The organism is Actinomycetospora corticicola (genome assembly GCF_013409505.1).
GTDB classification, from domain to species: Bacteria; Actinomycetota; Actinomycetes; order Mycobacteriales; family Pseudonocardiaceae; genus Actinomycetospora; species Actinomycetospora corticicola.
This window is the reverse complement of the sequence record NZ_JACCBN010000001.1, coordinates 3,065,315-3,084,028: the sequence shown is the minus strand read 5'-3', so window position 1 is coordinate 3,084,028 and position 18,714 is coordinate 3,065,315. Positions and strand designations below refer to the sequence as shown.

The window sequence follows — 18,714 nt, the reverse complement described above, 5'->3', positions numbered from 1 at the left end:
GCGGACGAGCCTACTGCATGCCCGCGGTCTAGTTCATCGGCAGGGGTGCCGCCCCACGCTCCGCGAGCATCTGCGTCATCGTCTGCGCCTCGGCGGTCTGGGTGGTCACCATCGAGGAGGAGAGGGCGCGCACCGGGGACACCGACGCCTGTGCGGCGGCCGTCTCCATCATCGAGAGCCCGCCCCGGTGGTGGCGCAGCATGAGCTGCAGGAACTCGACGTCGAGCGCCCGGCCGGTCGTCGACCGGAACCGCTGCAGGTCCGCCTCCGAGGCCATGCCCGGCATCGAGGTCATCGGCATGCCCATCCACGCCATGTACTGCCCGGGCGCGGTCTCGGTCGGCCGGTCCCAGAGCTGCAGCCAGCCCTGCATCATGCCGAGCTGCTGGGTCTGCGAGGACTCGATGTCGAACGCCATCTGGCGCAGCGCCGGGTCGGTCGTGTTCGACCGCTCCCACACCGCCATCTGGATCGCCTGACGGTGGTGGACGCTCATGTCCTGCAGGAACCCGACGTCGACCGAACCCGCGGCGGGGCCGTAGGTCGTCGTGGTGCGCTGCCCGACGAGCGCGCCCACGAGCCCGCCGGCCAGCAGCAGGATCAGCACGAGGCCGACGGCGAGCACGCCCTTGGCCCAGCCGGGGGAGTCCGACCACCAACCCCCGCCGTCGTCGTCGTACCCGTCGTCGACGTCGGGTGGTTCGGGCGGGGAGGTCACGGAGGAGGCGGTCATCCGGTACCACCCATGCCGCCGGCGCCCGAGGTGCCCTTGTAGTCCATCGGGAGCGCGTCGCGCGGGTACGGCGGCGGGTCGAACGGGGGCGGGTTCGCCGGGTCGAAGGCGCCCGGGCCGAGGGCGTCGCAGCTCGCGCCGACCTCGGGGTACACGCCGTAGGGGTTGCCCTTGAGCGAGGTGATGAACTGGTCGATCCGCGGGTCGGTCGGGTCGGACACCTTGAGCTGGTGCCCCCACGACTGCAGCGAGATCGGCTGGTCGAGGCCCGGGTAGGGCGACATCATCATCTGGTTCTGCCCCTGCACCTTCGCGGACAGGGTGTCGAGGGCGGCCCCGGTGACGCGCGTCGGGTCGTAGGCGATCCACACGGCGCCGTGCTCCAGCGAGTGGACCATGTTCTCGTTGCGGACCGGCTGCGGATAGACCTGGCCGTTGCACGCCGCCCAGTAGCCGTCGTGCGGGCCGCCGAAGGCCGGGAACCGGTCGTAGGCGACACGCTGCTGCGGCGTGACGTGGTGGCTGCCCTCGTAGGCCTGGGTGACGATCCCCGGGATGGCCAGCGACGGATCACGGTTCGAGTCGCTCGGCCGCCACGGGCTGATCTGCGAGGACCGGTCGAACAGGAAGAAGCCGATGCCGCCGATCAGGGCGAGGACGACGACCACGGCCCCGATCAGCAGCCAGGGCACCTGGCGGTTCTTCGGCGCCGCACGGCCCGCCGAGGTGGTCCGCTTCCGGGCCCCCGCCACCGGGTTCCTGCCCCGTTGCGGCGGACGACCGCCCTTGCCACGCTGAGGGGTCCCCGCGGAACGTCCACTCGCCATGTCATCCGATTCTAGGGATGAGCTGTCTGTGAGTTCCCCCTACCCGGGGTGATCGACCCCTGCCCGGACCCCGCCGTCGGTCCTCCTCCCTAGACTCGGTCCACGTGACCCCCGCTGCGCTCGCCGATCTCCTGCACGCCGTCGCCGTCGACGTGCTGACCGAGCGCGGCCTGGACACCTCGGCGCTCCCCGACGAGGTCACCATCGAGCGCCCGCGCAACCCCGAGCACGGCGACTACGCCACCAACCTCGCGATGCGCAGCGCGAAGAAGGCCGGCGTGAAGCCCGCCGACCTCGCCGGCTGGCTGGCCGAGAAGCTCGAGGGGACCGACGGTGTCGCGGCCGCGGAGGTCGCCGGGCCCGGCTTCCTCAACCTGCGCCTGGCGGCCGACGCGCAGGCGGGCATCGTCGCGGAGATCCTGGAGCGGGGCGCCGGCTACGGCCACGGCGACGCGCTGACCGGGCAGGCGATCAACCTCGAGTTCGTCTCCGCGAACCCGACGGGCCCGATCCACCTGGGCGGGACGCGCTGGGCCGCGGTGGGCGACGCGCTCGGGCGGGTGCTGGAGGCCCAGGGCGCGGCCGTGACGCGGGAGTACTACGTCAACGACGCCGGCGCGCAGATCGACCGGTTCGCCGAGTCGCTCATCGCCGCGGCCCAGGGCCGCCCCGTCCCGGAGAACGGGTACGGCGGCGCCTACGTCGCGGAGGTGGCGGGGCGGGTCGTCGAGACCGAGCCCGGGCTGCTGGAGCAGCCGGAGGACCAGCAGCTGCAGGCGTTCAAGCGGCTCGGCGTCGCGGTGATGCTCGACGAGATGCGCACGTCGCTGGAGTCCTTCGGCACGCACTTCGACGTCTGGTCCTCCGAGGCGGCGCTGCACGCCTCCGGGGCGGTCGAGGACTCGGTGCAGAAGCTCAAGGACGACGACGCGCTCTACTTCGCCGACGGCGCCTGGTGGCTGCGCTCCACCGAGCACGGCGACGACAAGGACCGGGTCGTCATCAAGTCCGACGGCCGGCCCGCCTACATCGCGGGCGACATCGCCTACTACCGCGACAAGCGGGCGCGCGGCGCCGACCTGGCGATCTACATGCTCGGCGCCGACCATCACGGCTACATCCACCGGCTCAAGGCGGTGGCGGCCGCGTTCGGCGACGACCCGGCGCGGGTCGAGGTGCTCATCGGGCAGCTGGTGAACCTGCTGCGCGACGGCGAGCCGGTGAAGATGTCGAAGCGTGCGGGCACGATCATCACGCTCGAGGACCTCGTCGACGCGGTCGGCGTGGACGCCGCCCGCTACACGCTGACCCGCTCGAGCGTGGACCAGGTGCTCGACATCGACCTGGACCTGATCAGTCGGCGCACCAACGAGAACCCCGTGTTCTACGTGCAGTACGCCCACGCCCGGCTCTCCGCCCTCCTGCGCAACGCGGCGGACCTCGGCGTGAGCCGCACGGACCCGGACCTCGCCCTGCTCGTCGAGCCCCGCGAGGGCGACCTGATCCGCACCCTCGGCGAGTTCCCCCGGGTGCTGACCTCCGCGGCCGCGCTGCGTGAACCGCACCGCGTCGCCCGCTTCCTCGAGGAGCTGGCGGGCGCCTACCACCGCTTCTACGACACCTGCCGCGTGCTGCCCCAGGGCGACGAGGAGCCCGGTCCGCTGCACACGGCCCGGCTGGGCCTGTGCGAGGCGGCCCGCACGGTGCTCGCGTCCGGCCTCGGCTTGCTCGGTGTCTCCGCCCCGGAACGGATGTGACCTGATGACCCGCGCCCACCCCGCCGGGCCCCGCCACGCCGACGTCCTGCCCGCGCACGACGTCCCCGGCCCCCTCCCGCGCACCGCCGCCGACCTCGACGCGCTGGCCGAGGTGGTCTGGCCCCGCCACGCCGCCCGGCACGACGACGGGGTCGTCCGGCTCGCCGGCGTCGACGTCCGGGACCTCGCCGAGCGGCACGGCACGCCGCTGTTCGTCGTCGACGAGGCGGACTTCCGTTCCCGCTGCCGCGACCACGCGCAGGCCTACGGCGACCCGGCGCTGGTGCACTACGCCTCGAAGGCCTTCCTCTGCACCGAGGTCGCCCGCTGGGTCGACGACGAGGGCCTGGGCCTCGACGTCTGCAGCGAGGGCGAGCTCGCGACGGCGCTGCGGGCCGACTTCCCGGCCGGGCGCATTGCGATGCACGGCAACAACAAGTCGGTCGCCGAGCTCGACGCCGCCCTCGAGGCGGGCGTCGGGAAGATCGTCGTGGACTCGTTCGCCGAGATCGCGCGCCTGGACGACCTCGCCCGTCGTCGGGACCGCGTCGCGGACGTGATGGTGCGGGTGACGGTGGGCGTCGAGGCCCACACCCACGAGTTCATCGCCACCGCCCACGAGGACCAGAAGTTCGGCTTCTCGCTCGCCGGCGGCGACGCGGCCGAGGCCGCCCGCCGCGTGCTGAAGTCGCGTGGGCTGCGTCTGGTGGGGCTGCACTCGCACATCGGGTCCCAGATCTTCGACGCCGGCGGCTTCGAACTCGCCGCGCGCCGTGTGGTGGGCCTGCTCGCCGAGATCCGCGCCGAGCACGGGGACCTCGCCGACACCGCGAGCGCCCTGATCGACCTCGGCGGCGGGATGGGCATCGCCTACACCACCGCCGACCAGCCGCGTACCGCCGCGTGGCTGGCCGGCGAGCTGCGCGCGATCGTCGAGCGGGAGTGCACGCGGGCCGGGATCCCGGTGCCGCGGATCGCGGTCGAGCCGGGCCGGGCGATCGCCGGACCGGGCACGGTCACGCTGTACACCGTCGGCACCGTCAAGGACGTCGAGCTGGGCGGGGGAGCGCGGCGGCGCTACGTGTCGGTCGACGGCGGGATGAGCGACAACATCCGGACGGCGCTCTACGACGCTGCCTACGACTGCCGGCTGGTGTCGCGGTCCGCGACGGCCGCGGCGGGTGGGTCCGGCAGCGGCGCCGCGAACCCGGGCGGGGACGCGCCGGTGCTGTGCCGGGTGGTCGGCAAGCACTGCGAGTCCGGGGACGTCGTGGTCCGCGACTGCTGGCTGCCCGCCGACCTCGCGCCCGGCGACCTGCTCGCCGTCGGCGCGACCGGGGCCTACTGCTACGCCATGGCGAGCGCGTACAACAAGGTGCCGCGACCGGCCGTGGTCGCGGTGCGCGACGGCGCGGACCGCACGATGCTGCGCCGCGAGACCCTCGACGACCTGGCGCGCCTGGAGGTGCTGTGAGCGACATGGGACGCAGCGGGGCGAGCGGAGCGACGGGGGGTGCCGCAGCGGAGCGGAGCCGGACCGGCGAGATCGGGGCAGTCAAGGTCGCCCTGCTCGGCTGCGGGGTCGTCGGCTCGCAGGTCGTGCGGCTGCTCGACGAGCAGGCCGACGAGCTGGCGGCGCGCGTCGGCGCGCCCGTGGAGCTCGCGGGCATCGCCGTCCGGCGCCCGCAGCGCCACCCGGAGGTCCCGGCCGAGCTCCTGACGACGGATGCGGCCGGGCTGGTCTCGCGCCCCGACGTCGACGTCGTCGTCGAGCTCATGGGCGGGATCGAGCCGGCCCGGGACCTGCTGCTGGACGCGTTGAAGAACGGCCGGTCCGTGGTCAGCGCGAACAAGGCCCTGCTCGCCGAGGAGGGCGAGGCCCTCGCCGCCGCCGCCCGCGAGTCGGGCGCGGACCTCTACTACGAGGCCTCGGTGGCGGGCGCGATCCCGCTGCTGCGCCCGATCCAGCAGTCGTTGGCGGGCGACCGCATCCGGCGGGTGGCCGGGATCGTCAACGGCACCACAAACTTCATCCTCTCGGCGATGGAGTCGACGGGCGCGGGCTACGCGGACGCGCTGGAGGAGGCGGGCCGGCTGGGGTACGCCGAGGCCGACCCGACCGCCGACGTCGACGGCTACGACGCCGCCTCGAAGGCCGCCATCCTCGCGAGCCTCGCCTTCCACACGCGGGTGACCGCCGCCGACGTGTACCGCGAGGGCATCCGCGACGTCACGGCCGCCGACATCGCCTCGGCCCGCGCCCTCGGGTGCACGGTCAAGCTGCTGGCGATCTGCGAGCAGGTCGACACCGCCGACGGCGCCGCCGTGTCGGCGCGGGTGTACCCGGCGATGATCCCGCGGTCGCACCCGCTGGCCTCGGTGTCCGGGGCCTTCAACGCCGTGTTCGTCGAGGCGGACGCCGCGGGCCCGCTGATGTTCTACGGCCAGGGCGCGGGCGGCCCGCAGACGGCGAGCGCCGTGCTCGGCGACCTCGTCGCCGCCGCCCGGAACAAGGTGATCGGCGGTCGTGGCCCGCGTGACTCGGCCTACGCCCACCTGCCGGTGCAGCCCATGGGCGACGTCCGCACCCGCTACCACGTGAACGTCGACGTGCACGACCGCGCCGGGGTGCTGGCCGCGGTCGCCACCGTGTTCGCCGACCACGACGTCTCGATCGCGACCGTGAAGCAGGAGGGGCGCGGCGGGGATGACGCGGATCATGGCGACGGGGACGCCTCGCCCGCCACACTCGTCGTCGTGACCCACGAGGCCCCCGACGCGGCCCTGCGGGCCACCGTGGAGGCCCTGTCGGGCCTGGAATCGGTCCGCGGTGTCGCCAGCATCCTGCGCGTGGAGGACCTCGGCCGTCCCGTGAGCGCCCTCGGAGGACCCCAGTGAGCCTGCTCGGTACCCGCGTCGAGTGGCCCGGCGTCATCCGCGCCTACCGGGACCGCATGCCGAACGTGCAGGACGGCTGGGACGTCATCACCCTCCGCGAGGGCGGGACGCCGCTGCTCCCCGCGCCGCACCTGTCCGCGCTGACCGGCTGCGAGGTCCACCTCAAGGTCGAGGGCGCGAACCCCACCGGGTCGTTCAAGGACCGCGGGATGACGGTCGCCATGACCGAGGCCGCCGCGAGCGGGGCGAAGGCCGTCATCTGCGCCTCGACCGGCAACACCTCCGCGTCGGCCGCCGCCTACGCCGCCCGCACCGACATGACCTGCGCGGTGCTCGTGCCGCAGGGCAAGATCGCGCTGGGCAAGCTCGCCCAGGCGACCGCGCACGGGGCGCGCATCCTGCAGCTCGAGGGCAACTTCGACGCCTGTCTCGAGCTCGCCCGCAAGGCGGCCGAGGAGCACCCGATCGCCCTGGTGAACTCGGTCAACCCCGCGCGCATCGAGGGCCAGAAGACGGCGTCGTTCGAGATCTGCGACCAGCTCGGCCGCGCTCCCGACCTGCACGTCCTCCCGGTCGGCAACGCCGGCAACATCACCGCCTACTGGCGCGGCTACACCGAGTACCACCGCGACGGCGTCGTCGAGGCCACGCCCGAGATGCACGGGGTGCAGGCGGCGGGCGCCGCGCCGCTGGTGAACGGGGCGCCGGTGCGTCAGCCGGAGACCATCGCGACCGCCATCCGGATCGGCTCGCCCGCCTCCTGGGACGGCGCCGTCGCCGCGCGGGACGAGTCCGGCGGGCGCATCACGGCCGTCGACGACGACGCGATCCTCGCCGCGTACCGCCTGCTCGCCGCCCGCGAGGGCGTGTTCGTCGAGCCCGCGTCGGCGGCGTCGGTGGCGGGGCTGCTCGCGCGCTCCGCCGCGGGGGAGCTCACGGCGGGTCGCCTGGTCGTCTGCACCGTGACCGGGCACGGCCTCAAGGACCCGGGGACGGCGCTCGCCGACGTGCCCGAGCCCGTCGTCGTCCCGGAGCGGGTCGACGCCGTGGCCGACGCCCTCGGGCTGGGCTGAGTGTCGGGCAGCGTGTCGGGCAGCGTCCGGGTCCGCGTCCCGGCCACCTCGGCCAACCTGGGGCCGGGGTTCGACTCGCTCGGACTCGCCCTGGGTCTGCACGACGAGATCGAGCTGACCGAGCTCGACGGCGGTCGCAGCGTCGTCGAGGTGCACGGCGAGGGGGTCGGACGGGTGCCGCGCGACGAGCGGCACCTCGTGCTCAAGGCGGCCTGCGCCACCTACGAGCTGGCCGGCGTGGACCGGCCGCCCCTGCACCTGACCTGCCACAACGCCATCCCGCACAGCCGCGGCCTCGGGTCCTCCGCGTCCGCCGCGGTCGCCGGGATCGTCGCCGCCTGCGCGCTGCTCGGCCCCGGCAAGGCTCCCGACGACGAGGCCGTGCTCGACCTGGCGGCACGTTTCGACGGCCACGCGGACAACGTCGCGGCCTGCCTGTACGGCGGCCTCGTCGTCACCTGGTGCAGCGCGGGGTCCTTCCGCGCCGCGCACCTCGAGCCGCACCCGGACGTGGTGCCGGTCGCGTTCGTCTCCGCGCACTCCAGCTCGACCGAGGCGACCCGCGGCCTGCTGCCGGACCGGGTGCCCCACGGCGACGCCGCGTTCACCGCGTCCCGCGCCGCGCTGGTGGTGCACGCGCTCACGCGGGCACCGGACCTGCTGCTCCCCGCGACCGAGGACCGGTTGCACCAGCCCTATCGCCGTCCGGCCTACCCGGCGACGGCCGAGCTGGTCGACGCGCTGCGGTCGGCGGGGGTGCCCGCCACGGTGTCGGGCGCCGGTCCGACCGTGCTCGCGCTGACGACGGGGGAGCCGCTCCCGGAGGGCCTCCCCACCAGCGGGTTCGAGACGGTCCGCCTCCCGATCGACACCGCCGGGGCCGTCGTCACGGGCTGATCGTCCGTCGGCCCGCCGCGGACCACCCGGTTGTTGCCCGCGTGTGCGGCTGGGGCTAGTGTGAGGGTCGACAGCGACCAGCGTGATCCGCGCCGGTGCCACGTCCCGGGTTTCCGGGACGATCTTCCCCGCTCCGCTTCTCGGACGGGTCTGCCCGGTCGTTGCCTCCCAGATGTTCCGCAACGTGCCCTGCTCCCGGGACGCCGATCCACCTGTTCTGCTCCCCGTGACGCGGCGTTGCAGTGGATTCGCGCGCCCGCAGGCGTGCGGACACGTCCGCTGGCCCGGGATCAGGAGTCCCCGGCCGGTCCAGGAAGGACCTGCGTGACCGAAACCGACGTCATCACCTCCGACGCCGCCCCCGCCGGCACCGAACGCCGCCGCCGTGGAGGTGTGTCCGGGATGGTGCTCGCCGAGCTGCGCGAGCTCGCCGGGACGCTCGGCATCGCCGACACCACCGGCATGCGCCGCGGCGACCTCATCGAGGAGATCAAGAAGCGGCAGTCCGGTGCCGCGCAGCTCCCCCTCGGCGAGGGACCGGCCGAGGAGGCCGCCGCGGCCGAGGAGACCGCCGTCGAGGCGGCCCCGGCCGAGGAGAAGCCCCGCCGGCGCTCCGCCCGTCGTCGCGCCGGCACGCCCGAGGCCGGCGCGGAGGAGCCCACCGAGGCCCTGAGCACGGCCGAGGCGGTCACCGCCGCCACCGACGCGCCCGCGGCGGACGCCGACGCGGCCGTCGGGCAGGCGCCGACCGAGCCGGCCACCGAGCAGCCCGGCACCGCACCGGTCGCCGAGGACGCGCCGACGGAGAAGCCCGCGCGCCGCCGTCGCAGCGCCCGGCGTGACGCCGGCCCCGCGGCCGGCTCCGACGACGCCGCCACCGAGGCGCCCGAGGCCGCGGAGGCCACCGTCGCGGCTCCGGCCGAGGCCCCGGAGCAGGCCCCCCGCGAGGACGGCGGTCGACGCGACCGCCGGTCCGGCCGGCAGGACGAGCGCCAGGACACCGACCGTCAGGCCACCGGGCAGCCGGACACCGAGCAGTCGGACGGCGACCGCCAGGACACCGACCGCCAGGACACCGACCGTCAGGGTCGGGACGAGCGGGGTGGCCGCGACCGTCAGGGCCGCGGCGACCGCGACCGGGGCGGCCGGGACCAGCAGGACCGTGACCAGCAGCAGGACCGCGACCAGGGCGGCCGCGACCAGCAGGACCGCGACGCCGACGACGACGCCGACGGTGACCGCGGCGGACGCCGCCGCAACGGCCGCGACCGTCAGCAGCGCGACCAGGGACGTGACCAGCAGGGCCGTGACCAGGGCGGCCGCGACCAGCAGGGCCAGGGGCAGCAGCAGGGCCAGCCGCGCGCCGACGAGGACGACGACGACGAGGACGGCGGCGGCCGTCGCCGCGGCCGGCGCTTCCGCGACCGTCGCCGCAACCGCAACGAGCGCGGCGGCAACGGGACCGGGAACGGCAGCGGCCAGGGCGCCCCGCAGGACACCCGCGAGCCGGAGGTCCGGGACGACGACGTCCTCATCCCGGTCGCCGGCATCCTCGACGTGCTGGACAACTACGCGTTCGTCCGCACCTCGGGCTACATGGCCGGCCCGAACGACGTCTACGTGTCGCTCTCGCTCGTGCGCAAGTACGGGCTGCGCCGTGGCGACGCCGTCACCGGCCAGGTCCGCCAGCAGCGCGAGAACGAGCAGAACCGGCAGAAGTTCAATCCGCTGGTGCGCGTCGACTCGATCAACGGGCTGGACCCGGAGCAGGCGAAGCGCCGTCCCGAGTTCACCAAGCTGACGCCGCTCTACCCCAACGAGCGGCTGCGCCTCGAGACCGAGCCGCACCTGCTGTCCACCCGCGTGATCGACCTGGTCATGCCGGTCGGCAAGGGACAGCGCGCCCTCATCGTGTCGCCGCCGAAGGCCGGCAAGACGATGGTGCTGCAGGCGATCGCCAACGCGATCACCACGAACAACCCCGAGGTCCACCTCATGGTCGTGCTCGTCGACGAGCGCCCGGAGGAGGTCACCGACATGCAGCGGACCGTGAAGGGCGAGGTCATCGCCTCGACCTTCGACCGGCCGCCGTCGGACCACACCTCGGTCGCCGAGCTGTCGATCGAGCGCGCGAAGCGCCTGGTGGAGCAGGGCCACGACGTCGTCGTGCTGCTCGACTCGATCACCCGCCTCGGCCGGGCCTACAACCTGGCCGCGCCGGCGTCGGGCCGCATCCTGTCCGGCGGCGTCGACTCGACGGCGCTCTACCCGCCGAAGCGGTTCCTCGGCGCGGCGCGCAACATCGAGGACGGCGGGTCGCTCACCATCTTCGCGACGGCGCTGGTCGAGACCGGCTCGACGATGGACACGGTGATCTTCGAGGAGTTCAAGGGCACCGGCAACGCCGAGCTCAAGCTCGACCGGAAGCTCGCCGACAAGCGGATCTTCCCGGCGATCGACGCCGACGCCTCGTCCACGCGCAAGGAGGAGCTGCTCCTCTCGCCGGACGAGCGCGCCGTGACGCACAAGCTGCGTCGGGTGCTGGCCGCGCTGGACTCGCAGCAGGCGATCGAGCTGATCCTCGACCGACTCCGCAAGACGCGCACCAACATCGAGTTCCTCATGTCGGTCGCGAAGACGATGCCGACGAAGGACGACGACTGACCGTCCCGATCACGACGACGGGCCCTGCCGCAGCTGCGGCAGGGCCCGTTCTCATGTGGCAGGAAAGCGTCGTCCAGTGGCAGGAACGCCACGTCGTGGCCGACGTGATCAGGCGATCTGGTTCGCGAAGACCACCGTGTTGTCGCGATAGGAGCGCGCGCTGTCGTCGAACGGCCCGCCGCACGTGATCAGTCGCATCTCGGGTCGCGTGGTCGGCCCGTAGACGGCCTCGGAGGGGAACGCGTCCTTCGGATAGGTCTGCACGGAGTTCACCTTGTAGACCAGGGTCCGGCCGTCGGCGGCGGTGACGGTGAACTCGTCGAGCGGCCGGAGTGCGGAGAGCCGGTAGAACACCGAGGGACCGTTCTTCGCCGAGTCGATGTGGCCCAGGATGACCGAGGGACCGTCCTGGCCCGCCTGCGCCGACCCGGTGTACCAGGACGCCTGGTCGTACTGCGGCCCCGGCGCCGGGACCGCGATGGTCCCGTCGGGGTTGAGCCCGCTCGCGTTGACCACCGAGCGCACCCCGATGGCCGGGATGTCGATGCTCACGGGAGGCGAGGGCGGCACGCCGGGCGCGGCCGGCGCCGGGGTCGCCGACACGGTGACCGGGGGACGGGCGTCCGGGGCGGCGATCGGGGCGGCGGAGCGGGTCCCGCCGGTGCCCGCGAGCCCGAGGACGACCAGGACCACGCCGACCGCCGCGACCAGGGCGATCCCGACCAGCAGTAGCGACCGACTCCGGGACCGGCCGGTCGCACTCGGCCGGGTCGGTGGTGCCGTCATCGGTGCTCCTCGAGGAGGTCGGAGGACCCGCCATGATCAACGAGCACCCTCGGTGCCGGGACGACCCCGGAGACCTCCGCAGGTGCTCGTTGATCATGAACAGGAGGACGGGCGCCCCGGCCGGAGCGCCCGTCGTCGGGAACGATCAGCCGCGGGCGCCGGCGCGTCGCCGGACGACCACGAGCGCGCCACCCGCGAGGGCGAGGGCGAGGACACCGGCGCCGACGAGGGTGCCGTCGATGCCACCGGTGGCGGTGCTGCCGGCGCCGGTCTCGGCGCCGCCCTTCGGCATGGTGCCGGGCATCGCGCTACCACCCTGGCCGGGCAGGTTCACGACGATCGTCGCGATGCCGACGGTGGTGCCGCCCTTGAGCGCGTCGGTGGAGAACGCCTTGTTGAGCGCTGCCGCGGCGTCGTTCGAGAGCTTCACCGTGGTGCCGGTCAGCGTCGCGGTGCCGGCCGAGGCGTCGGTGGTGATCGGCTTGAGGGTCGAGCCGTCGAGGTCGAACAGGGTCACCGAGTCGGCGACGACGGAGCCGTTGGCCGAGACCTTGCCCTTGAGCGTGGCCGGCTGACCCGGGTCGATCACGAAGTTCTCGAGGGTGACCTTGGTGTCGCCCTTGGTCAGGGACAGGCCCGACCCGTCGTGCATGATCGTGCCCTGGACGTAGGGGGTGACCTCGCCCGGCTTGTAGACGGTGACGTTGCCGCCGGTGATCGGGAACTTCGCGGTGCCGTCGGTGACGGTCGCCTCGCCGGTCGGCGCCGGGGTGACGTCGAGCGACTTCAGGGCGTCGGTGAACCCGCTGTCGAGCTTCACCGACGTGCTCTGCCCGGTGAGGCTCGGGATCGTGGCGACCGGCGGGGGCGTCTGGGCGAGTGCCGTGCCCACACCGACCCCGGTCAGGGCCAGCGCGGCCGCGCCGGCCACCGCCATCATGCGCAGCTTCATGGAGGTGCTCCCTCTGGTGTCGACCGGCCGAATTGCCGGATCTGACCCCACCTCCGTGAGCGGACGCTGATCTGTTCAGACCAATATTTTCCGCCAAACAGGGACTTCACTCCCTCCGGCGAAGACGCTCCAAGGACGGCGGTCGGAGCGGGAACAACGTCGGGGGCGGGCCGGTTACACGGACCAGCGGGCAGTCCTGAGAGAATGCCCGGTGGCACAGATGCCTCCGGTTCACCCCACCAGCACGACGGGGACCCGGCGGCCCACGATGAGAGGACCAGCCACATGAAGTCCGGGATCCACCCCGAGTACGTCGAGACCTCGGTGCTCTGCAGCTGTGGGAGCTCGTTCACCACGCGCAGCACCAAGTCCGGCGGGAACATCACCGTCGAGACCTGCTCGGCCTGCCACCCCTTCTACACCGGCAAGCAGCGCATCCTGGACACCGGCGGTCGCATCGCCCGGTTCGAGGCGCGCTACGGCAAGCGCTCCAAGTAGCTCCACCGACGCCCGTCGTCGTCCGCCTCGCGCGGACGGCGGCGGGCGTTCGTGCGTTCTGACGATCCGACGGAGCAGGAGACGACGATGACCTCGGTGGCCGAGAACTCGGTGCGGGCGCTCGTGGAGGAGCACGCCGGGCTGGAGGCGCGCCTCGCCGATCCCGACGTGCACGCCGATCAGGCCCTGGCCCGGCGGCTCGGGCGGCGCTACGCCGAGCTGGCCCCCATCGTCACCACCGCCGGTGAGCTGGAGCGCGCCGAGGCCGACCTCGCCGACGCCCGCGAGCTCGCCGGGGAGGACCCGGCGTTCGAGGCGGAGGCCGACAGCCTCGCGGCCACGGTCGGGTCGCTGCGCGACCGGCTCTCCGAGCTGCTCGTTCCGCGCGACCCCGCCGACGCGCACGACGTCGTCGTCGAGGTGAAGTCCGGGGAGGGCGGGGAGGAGTCCGCGCTGTTCGCGGGCGACCTGCTGCGGATGTACTCGCGGTATGCGGAGCGGCGCGGCTGGAAGGTCGCGGTCCTCTCCGCCACCGAGTCCGACCTCGGCGGGTTCAAGGACGTCACCGTCACCGTCACCGCCCCGGGCAACGAGCCCGACGGCGTCTGGGCCTGGTTCAAGTACGAGGGCGGCGTGCACCGCGTCCAGCGGGTGCCGGTCACCGAGTCACAGGGCCGCATCCACACCTCCGCCGCCGGCGTCCTCGTGTACCCGGAGGCCGAGGAGGCCCCCGACGTCGAGATCGACGACAAGGACCTGCGCATCGACGTCTTCCGCTCGTCGGGCAAGGGCGGCCAGGGCGTCAACACCACCGACTCCGCCGTCCGGATCACCCACCTGCCCACGGGCGTGGTCGTGAGCTGCCAGAACGAGCGCTCCCAGCTGCAGAACAAGGCGCGCGCGATGGACGTGCTGCGCTCCCGGCTGCAGGCGATCGCCGACGAGCAGCAGGCCGAGGCGGCCTCCGCCGACCGCCGCAGCCAGGTCCGCACCGTCGACCGCTCCGAGCGGGTGCGCACCTACAACTTCCCGGAGAACCGCATCTCCGACCACCGCATCGGCTACAAGTCCCACGACCTCGACCGCGTGCTCGACGGCGAACTCGGCGGGGTCCTCGACGCGCTGCGGGCCGCCGACCGCGCCGAACGGCTCGCCACGGCCGCGAGCGAGGAGGCCCGGGGGTGACCCCCTCGACGGGGACGCGGACGACCCGCACGCGGGTGGCCGCGGCCGCGCGGCGCCTGGCGGACGCGGGTGTCGACAGCCCACGAGTGGACGCCGAACTGCTCGCCGCCCACGTGCTCGGCGTCCCCCGCACGCGGCTGGTCCTCGCCCCCGATCTCGACGACGAGGCCTCCCGGCGCCTCGACGAGCTGGTGGAGCGCCGGGCGGCCCGCGAACCGCTGCAGCACCTCGTGGGGTCGGCGGTGCTCGGACCGGTGTCGGTCGCCGTCGGACCCGGCGTGTTCGTGCCCCGTCCGGAGACCGAGCTGCTGCTCACCGAGGGCGTCGCGAGCCTGCGCGGGACGGCGGCCCCGGTCGTCGTCGATCTCTGCACCGGCTCCGGCGCGCTGGCCCTCGCCCTGGCCGTCGCCCGGCCGGACGCCCGGGTGTGGGCGGTCGAGGCCGATCCGGACGCGCTCGCCTGGGCCGCCCGCAACCTCGCCGGCTCCGGGGTCGAGCTCGTCGAGGGCGACGTGACGGCCCCCGCCACGCTGGCGGCGCTCGACGGCACGGTGGACCTGCTGGTCGCGAACCCGCCCTACGTCCCGGCCGACACCCCGGTGTCCGCCGAGGTCGGTCACGACCCGGCGCACGCCGTCTTCGCCGGCCCGGACGGGCTGGACGTGATCCGCCCCCTCGCCGGCACCGCCGCGCGGCTGCTCCGCCCGGGCGGCCGGCTGGCCGTGGAGCACGACGAGTCGCACGCCGCGGAGGTGCTCACGGTGCTCGCGCACGCGGGGTTCACCGACCGCGGCACACGGGTCGACCTGGCCGGTCGGCCGCGGGTCGCGGTGGCGACGCGCGCCTGACGTGGGCCTGATCCGGGGGCCCGACGTCAGCGGTGGCACACGGCCGACGACCAGGGTCAGCAGGGCGCCACACCGGCGGTGATCGCTAGGGTCGGTCCGTGACCACGTTCGACTGCCGCGTCCCCGACACCCGAGCGGCCGGCCTCGCGGCGGCCACGTCGGCGGTGCGGGCGGGCCGGCTCGTCGTCGTCCCCACCGACACCTCCTACGGGATCGGGGCGGACGCGTTCGACCAGGACGCCGTGCGCGAACTGCTCGCGGCGAAACGGCGCGGACCCGAGACGCCGGTGCCGGTGCTGGTGGGCAGCTGGTCGACGATCGACGGCCTGGTGCCGGTCGTCCCGAGCGCTGCGCGCGACCTCATCGAGGCGTTCTGGCCCGGCGGGCTGAGCCTGGTCCTCCCGCACGCCCCGTCGCTGTCCTGGGACCTCGGCCGTACCCGGGGCACCGTGGTCCTGCGCATGCCGCTGCACCCGGTGGCGCTGGAGCTGCTGCGCGAGTGCGGCCCGATGGCGATCACCGGGGCGAACGCCGCCGGGGGATCGGTGCCGCACACCACCGCCGACGCGTACTCCCAGCTCGGCGACCTGGTGGAGGTCTACCTCGACGGCGGGCCGCTCACCGCCGACGCCGGCTCGACCATCGTCGACCTCACCGGCGCGGAGCCGACCGTCCGCCGCGAGGGTGCCGTCAGCGCCGCCCAGATCGCCGAGGTGCTCGGGCGTCAGCCGGTCGTCGCCTGACCCAGGTGCTCGCGCTGCCGGATCCCCGTCCGGACGGTCACCGGTGGCTCCTATCATGGAACCGCGATGGACGAGGTGACTTTCTCGAGCGGGGGGCCGGACGACACGGCCCGGGTGGCGACGGCCATCGCCCCCCACCTGCGGGCGGGCGACGCGCTGCTGCTGACCGGTGACCTGGCGGCCGGCAAGACGACCTTCACGCGTGCCCTGGTGGCCGCCCTGGGGTCGGCGGCGGCGGTGACCAGCCCGACCTTCTCGCTCGCCAACTTCTACGACACCCCCGGCCCGCGGGTGCTGCACGTCGACACCTACCGGCTCGACGACGTCGCCGAGTTCCGCGACCTCGGGCTCGACGAGTACCTCGACGAGGTGATCGCCGTGATCGAGTGGGCCGGTCTCGTCGCCTCGGAGTTCCCCGAGCCACTGCGCCTCACCTTCACGAAGACGGGGGAGAGCGGACGGACGATCACGCTCTCTGGCGACGGCCGCTGGGACGCGGTGCTGACCGAGCTGGCGGTGCACGCGTGATCCTCACCCTCGCCGTCGAGACCTCGTCCCGCACCTACGGCGCCGCACTGCTCGACGACGACGTGGTCCTGGCGCAGGCGAGCGCCGACCGCTCCGACCCCGGGTTCGTCGACGTCGGCGTGCTCGCGGGCTCGGTCATCGCCGAGGGCGGCCGCACGGTCGCCGACCTCGACCGCCTCGCCGTCGACGTCGGCCCCGGCAACCTCGCCTCGGTGCGCGCCGGCATCGCCTACGTGAACGCCGTGGCCTTCGCCCGCGGCATCCCCGTCATCGGGCTCGACGCCCTCGCGCTGCTGAACCACCACGACGGGCCGGCCCTCGCCCTGCGGATGGCCGGCGGTACCGCCGTGTACGCGGCGCTGACCAAGGCGGACGGCACCGTCGCCACCCGGCACGGCGACCTCGCCGTCGTGCTCAAGGACCTCTTCCCGACGCCGGGTGCGGTCACCTCCGCCGGTCCGGTCACCTCCGGAGGCACCCCCCTCCGCGTCGCGGGCGCCAAGCGGCCGCAGGCCCTGGAGCTGCTGGCCGGCCTCGGGGTCGATGCGACCGACGCCGGGACCGACGCGCCGGACATCGACGACGTCGTCGCCGCGCTGCGCCGCGGGGACCACGACCCGGCGGTGGTCAGCGCCGCCCCGTTGACCGAGTCGAGCGTGCGGTTCCGCGGCGACGCGTGGGCGGCCGCCCGGGAGGCGCTGCTCGACGGCGGGGTGGCGCTGCTGCCGACCGACACGGTGTACGGGCTGGCCGTCCATCCCCGTCGTCGGGAGGCGATCGACGCGCTGTTCGCGCTCAAGGCCCGGCCGCGCACCCGGGAGCTGCCGATCATGGTGGCCACGCCGGACGAGCTGCCCAGCCTGGGCGTGCAGGTGCCCGACACCGCGCGGCGCCTGTTGGGTGCCTTCTCCCCGGGGCCGATCACGGTCGCGCTCGGCGTCGACGACACTGCGCCGGCGTGGCTGGCCGGTCGGGAGGAGGTCGGCGTGCGCGTGCCGTCCGACCCCGACCTGCGTGCGCTGCTCTCCGACGTCGGCGCCCTGCTCGTGACCAGCGCGAACGCCCACGGCGAACCCACCGCCCAGGCGGTCGACCCCATCCTCGCGCAGCTCGCCGGGCACCCCGACGCGGTCGTGGACGGGGGCACCCGCTCCGGTGTCCCCTCGACGGTCGTCAACTGCCACCTGGACACGCCACGCATCGAGCGCGAGGGCGCGATCCCGGCGGCCGAGATCGAGAGAGTGCTGCATGGCTGACCTCATGTTGGGCATCGAGACCTCGTGCGACGACACCGGCGTCGCGATCGTCCGGCCCGACGGCACGGTCGTCGCGTCCGCCGTCGCGAGCCAGGTCGAGCTGCACGACCGCTACGGCGGCGTCTACCCGGAGATGGCGAGCCGCGCGCACGTCGACGCGATCCTGCCGACGGTGCGCAAGGTGCTCGACGACGCGGGGCTCGCGCCCGAGGACCTCACCGCCATCGGCGTGACCCGCGGGCCCGGGCTGATCGGCAGCCTCGTCGTCGGGACGAACTCCGCGGTGGGGCTGGGCGACGGCTGGGGCCTGCCGGTGTACGGCGTGAACCACCTGCGCGGGCACCTGCGGTCCGCGGACCTCGACGAGAAGCGCGTGACGTACCCGGCGATGGTCCTGCTCGTCTCCGGCGGCCACACGCTGCTCGCGCACGTGCAGGAGAACGGCGACGTCACGCTCGTCGGGTCGACGCGGGACGACTCGGTGGGGGAGGCCTACGACAAGGTCGCCCGGATGCTCGGTCTCGGCTACCCCGGCGGGCCCGCGATCGACCGGCTCGCGAAGACCGGCACGCCCGACGTCGACTTCCCGCGCCCGGCGAAGGACCTGGAGCTCGACTTCTCGTTCTCCGGGCTCAAGTCGGCGGTGTCGCGGTTCCTCGCGGCGAACCCGGACCACCCGCCGGAGAACGTGGCGGCGAGCTTCGTCGAGGCCTGCCTCGACGTGCTCCTGACGAAGTGCCGCCGGGCGCTGGAGCAGCACCCGAGCCGCTGCCTCGTCGTCGTGGGCGGGGTCGCGGCCAGCCCGCAGCTGCGGGAGCGGGCCGCGGCGCTGTGCGCGGAGACGGGCGTCGAGCTCTGCCTGCCGCCCCTGCGCTGGTCCACCGACAACGGCGCGATGATCGGGCTCGCGGCCTGGGACTACCGGGCCCGTGGCCTGCAGGAACGCCCGAGACCGACCACGTCACTGACGATCGCCGACTGGTGACAGGGCGCACAAAGCACCCGGTGCCTCCGCCGAACGGCGGGTAGCGTCGATCCACGCCCGACATCCCGACCTGAGTGAGGTTCT

General features: G+C 74.1%; 17 protein-coding genes. 13 read left to right on the top strand and 4 right to left on the bottom strand.

Annotated elements, in window-relative coordinates; all coding sequences use genetic code 11:
- Positions 1 to 28: 28 nt before the first annotated feature.
- Together BJ983_RS14960 and BJ983_RS14955 are read right to left on the bottom strand one after the other, a co-directional pair.
- Positions 29 to 733: a DUF305 domain-containing protein gene (locus tag BJ983_RS14960; protein WP_179794510.1), complete on the bottom strand. Its 705-nt coding sequence runs from the start codon at positions 731 to 733 to the stop codon at positions 29 to 31.
- The gene (locus tag BJ983_RS14955) at positions 730 to 1,425 is read right to left on the bottom strand and encodes a thioredoxin-like domain-containing protein (RefSeq protein ID WP_179797843.1); all 696 of its coding nucleotides are present in this window, start codon (positions 1,423 to 1,425) and stop codon (positions 730 to 732) included. The genes BJ983_RS14960 and BJ983_RS14955 overlap by 4 nt, the downstream gene beginning before the upstream one ends.
- A 239-nt stretch (positions 1,426 to 1,664) precedes the next feature.
- Here BJ983_RS14955 and argS point away from each other — a divergent pair, with 239 nt between their 5' ends.
- The 6 genes from argS to rho all read left to right on the top strand — a co-directional run bounded on the left by argS (position 1,665) and on the right by rho (position 10,849).
- Positions 1,665 to 3,317: an arginine--tRNA ligase gene (argS, locus tag BJ983_RS14950; protein ID WP_179794509.1), complete on the top strand. Its 1,653-nt coding sequence runs from the start codon at positions 1,665 to 1,667 to the stop codon at positions 3,315 to 3,317.
- 4 nt (positions 3,318 to 3,321) lie between these two features.
- Complete coding sequence (gene lysA, locus BJ983_RS14945) at positions 3,322 to 4,791, top strand: diaminopimelate decarboxylase (RefSeq protein ID WP_179794508.1); 1,470 nt, start codon at positions 3,322 to 3,324, stop codon at positions 4,789 to 4,791.
- Between the two features lie 5 nt (positions 4,792 to 4,796).
- A complete protein-coding gene (locus BJ983_RS14940) occupies positions 4,797 to 6,215 on the top strand; it encodes a homoserine dehydrogenase (RefSeq protein WP_246326206.1) in 1,419 nt (472 codons plus the stop codon).
- A gap of 56 nt (positions 6,216 to 6,271) precedes the next feature.
- Positions 6,272 to 7,288, top strand: a complete 1,017-nt coding sequence (thrC, locus tag BJ983_RS14935; RefSeq protein ID WP_218891158.1) for a threonine synthase — start codon at positions 6,272 to 6,274, stop codon at positions 7,286 to 7,288.
- 12 nt (positions 7,289 to 7,300) lie between these two features.
- Positions 7,301 to 8,185, top strand: a complete 885-nt coding sequence (gene thrB, locus BJ983_RS14930; RefSeq protein WP_343054180.1) for a homoserine kinase — start codon at positions 7,301 to 7,303, stop codon at positions 8,183 to 8,185.
- Positions 8,186 to 8,509: 324 nt separating this feature from the next.
- Positions 8,510 to 10,849, top strand: coding sequence for a transcription termination factor Rho (gene rho, locus BJ983_RS14925; RefSeq protein ID WP_343054179.1), 2,340 nt, complete (start codon positions 8,510 to 8,512; stop codon positions 10,847 to 10,849).
- A gap of 108 nt (positions 10,850 to 10,957) precedes the next feature.
- On the opposite strand, the gene BJ983_RS14920 is transcribed toward rho, so the two are convergent.
- Positions 10,958 to 11,635: a class F sortase gene (locus BJ983_RS14920; RefSeq protein WP_179794505.1), complete on the bottom strand. Its 678-nt coding sequence runs from the start codon at positions 11,633 to 11,635 to the stop codon at positions 10,958 to 10,960.
- Between the two features lie 145 nt (positions 11,636 to 11,780).
- Positions 11,781 to 12,587 carry a hypothetical protein gene (locus BJ983_RS14915; RefSeq protein ID WP_179794504.1) on the bottom strand — a complete coding sequence of 269 codons (807 nt, stop codon included), beginning with the start codon at positions 12,585 to 12,587 and terminating at the stop codon, positions 11,781 to 11,783.
- A gap of 285 nt (positions 12,588 to 12,872) precedes the next feature.
- Here BJ983_RS14915 and rpmE point away from each other — a divergent pair, with 285 nt between their 5' ends.
- From rpmE to tsaD, 7 genes are all read left to right on the top strand, one after another.
- Entirely contained in the window at positions 12,873 to 13,085 is a 213-nt protein-coding gene (gene rpmE / locus BJ983_RS14910; protein ID WP_179794503.1) for a 50S ribosomal protein L31, read from the top strand.
- Between the two features lie 87 nt (positions 13,086 to 13,172).
- On the top strand, positions 13,173 to 14,270 hold the full coding sequence (gene prfA / locus BJ983_RS14905; protein WP_218890286.1) for a peptide chain release factor 1: 1,098 nt from the start codon (positions 13,173 to 13,175) through the stop codon (positions 14,268 to 14,270).
- Entirely contained in the window at positions 14,267 to 15,118 is an 852-nt protein-coding gene (gene prmC, locus BJ983_RS14900; RefSeq protein WP_179794502.1) for a peptide chain release factor N(5)-glutamine methyltransferase, read from the top strand. Before prfA ends, prmC begins: the two co-directional genes overlap by 4 nt.
- Positions 15,119 to 15,216: 98 nt before the next feature.
- On the top strand, positions 15,217 to 15,861 hold the full coding sequence (locus BJ983_RS14895; RefSeq protein WP_179794501.1) for an L-threonylcarbamoyladenylate synthase: 645 nt from the start codon (positions 15,217 to 15,219) through the stop codon (positions 15,859 to 15,861).
- 66 nt (positions 15,862 to 15,927) lie between these two features.
- Positions 15,928 to 16,389, top strand: coding sequence for a tRNA (adenosine(37)-N6)-threonylcarbamoyltransferase complex ATPase subunit type 1 TsaE (tsaE, locus tag BJ983_RS14890; protein WP_179794500.1), 462 nt, complete (start codon positions 15,928 to 15,930; stop codon positions 16,387 to 16,389).
- Positions 16,386 to 17,645: an L-threonylcarbamoyladenylate synthase gene (locus BJ983_RS14885; protein WP_179794499.1), complete on the top strand. Its 1,260-nt coding sequence runs from the start codon at positions 16,386 to 16,388 to the stop codon at positions 17,643 to 17,645. The genes tsaE and BJ983_RS14885 overlap by 4 nt, the downstream gene beginning before the upstream one ends.
- The gene (tsaD, locus tag BJ983_RS14880) at positions 17,638 to 18,630 is read left to right on the top strand and encodes a tRNA (adenosine(37)-N6)-threonylcarbamoyltransferase complex transferase subunit TsaD (RefSeq protein WP_179794498.1); all 993 of its coding nucleotides are present in this window, start codon (positions 17,638 to 17,640) and stop codon (positions 18,628 to 18,630) included. Before BJ983_RS14885 ends, tsaD begins: the two co-directional genes overlap by 8 nt.
- Positions 18,631 to 18,714: the final 84 nt, after the last annotated feature.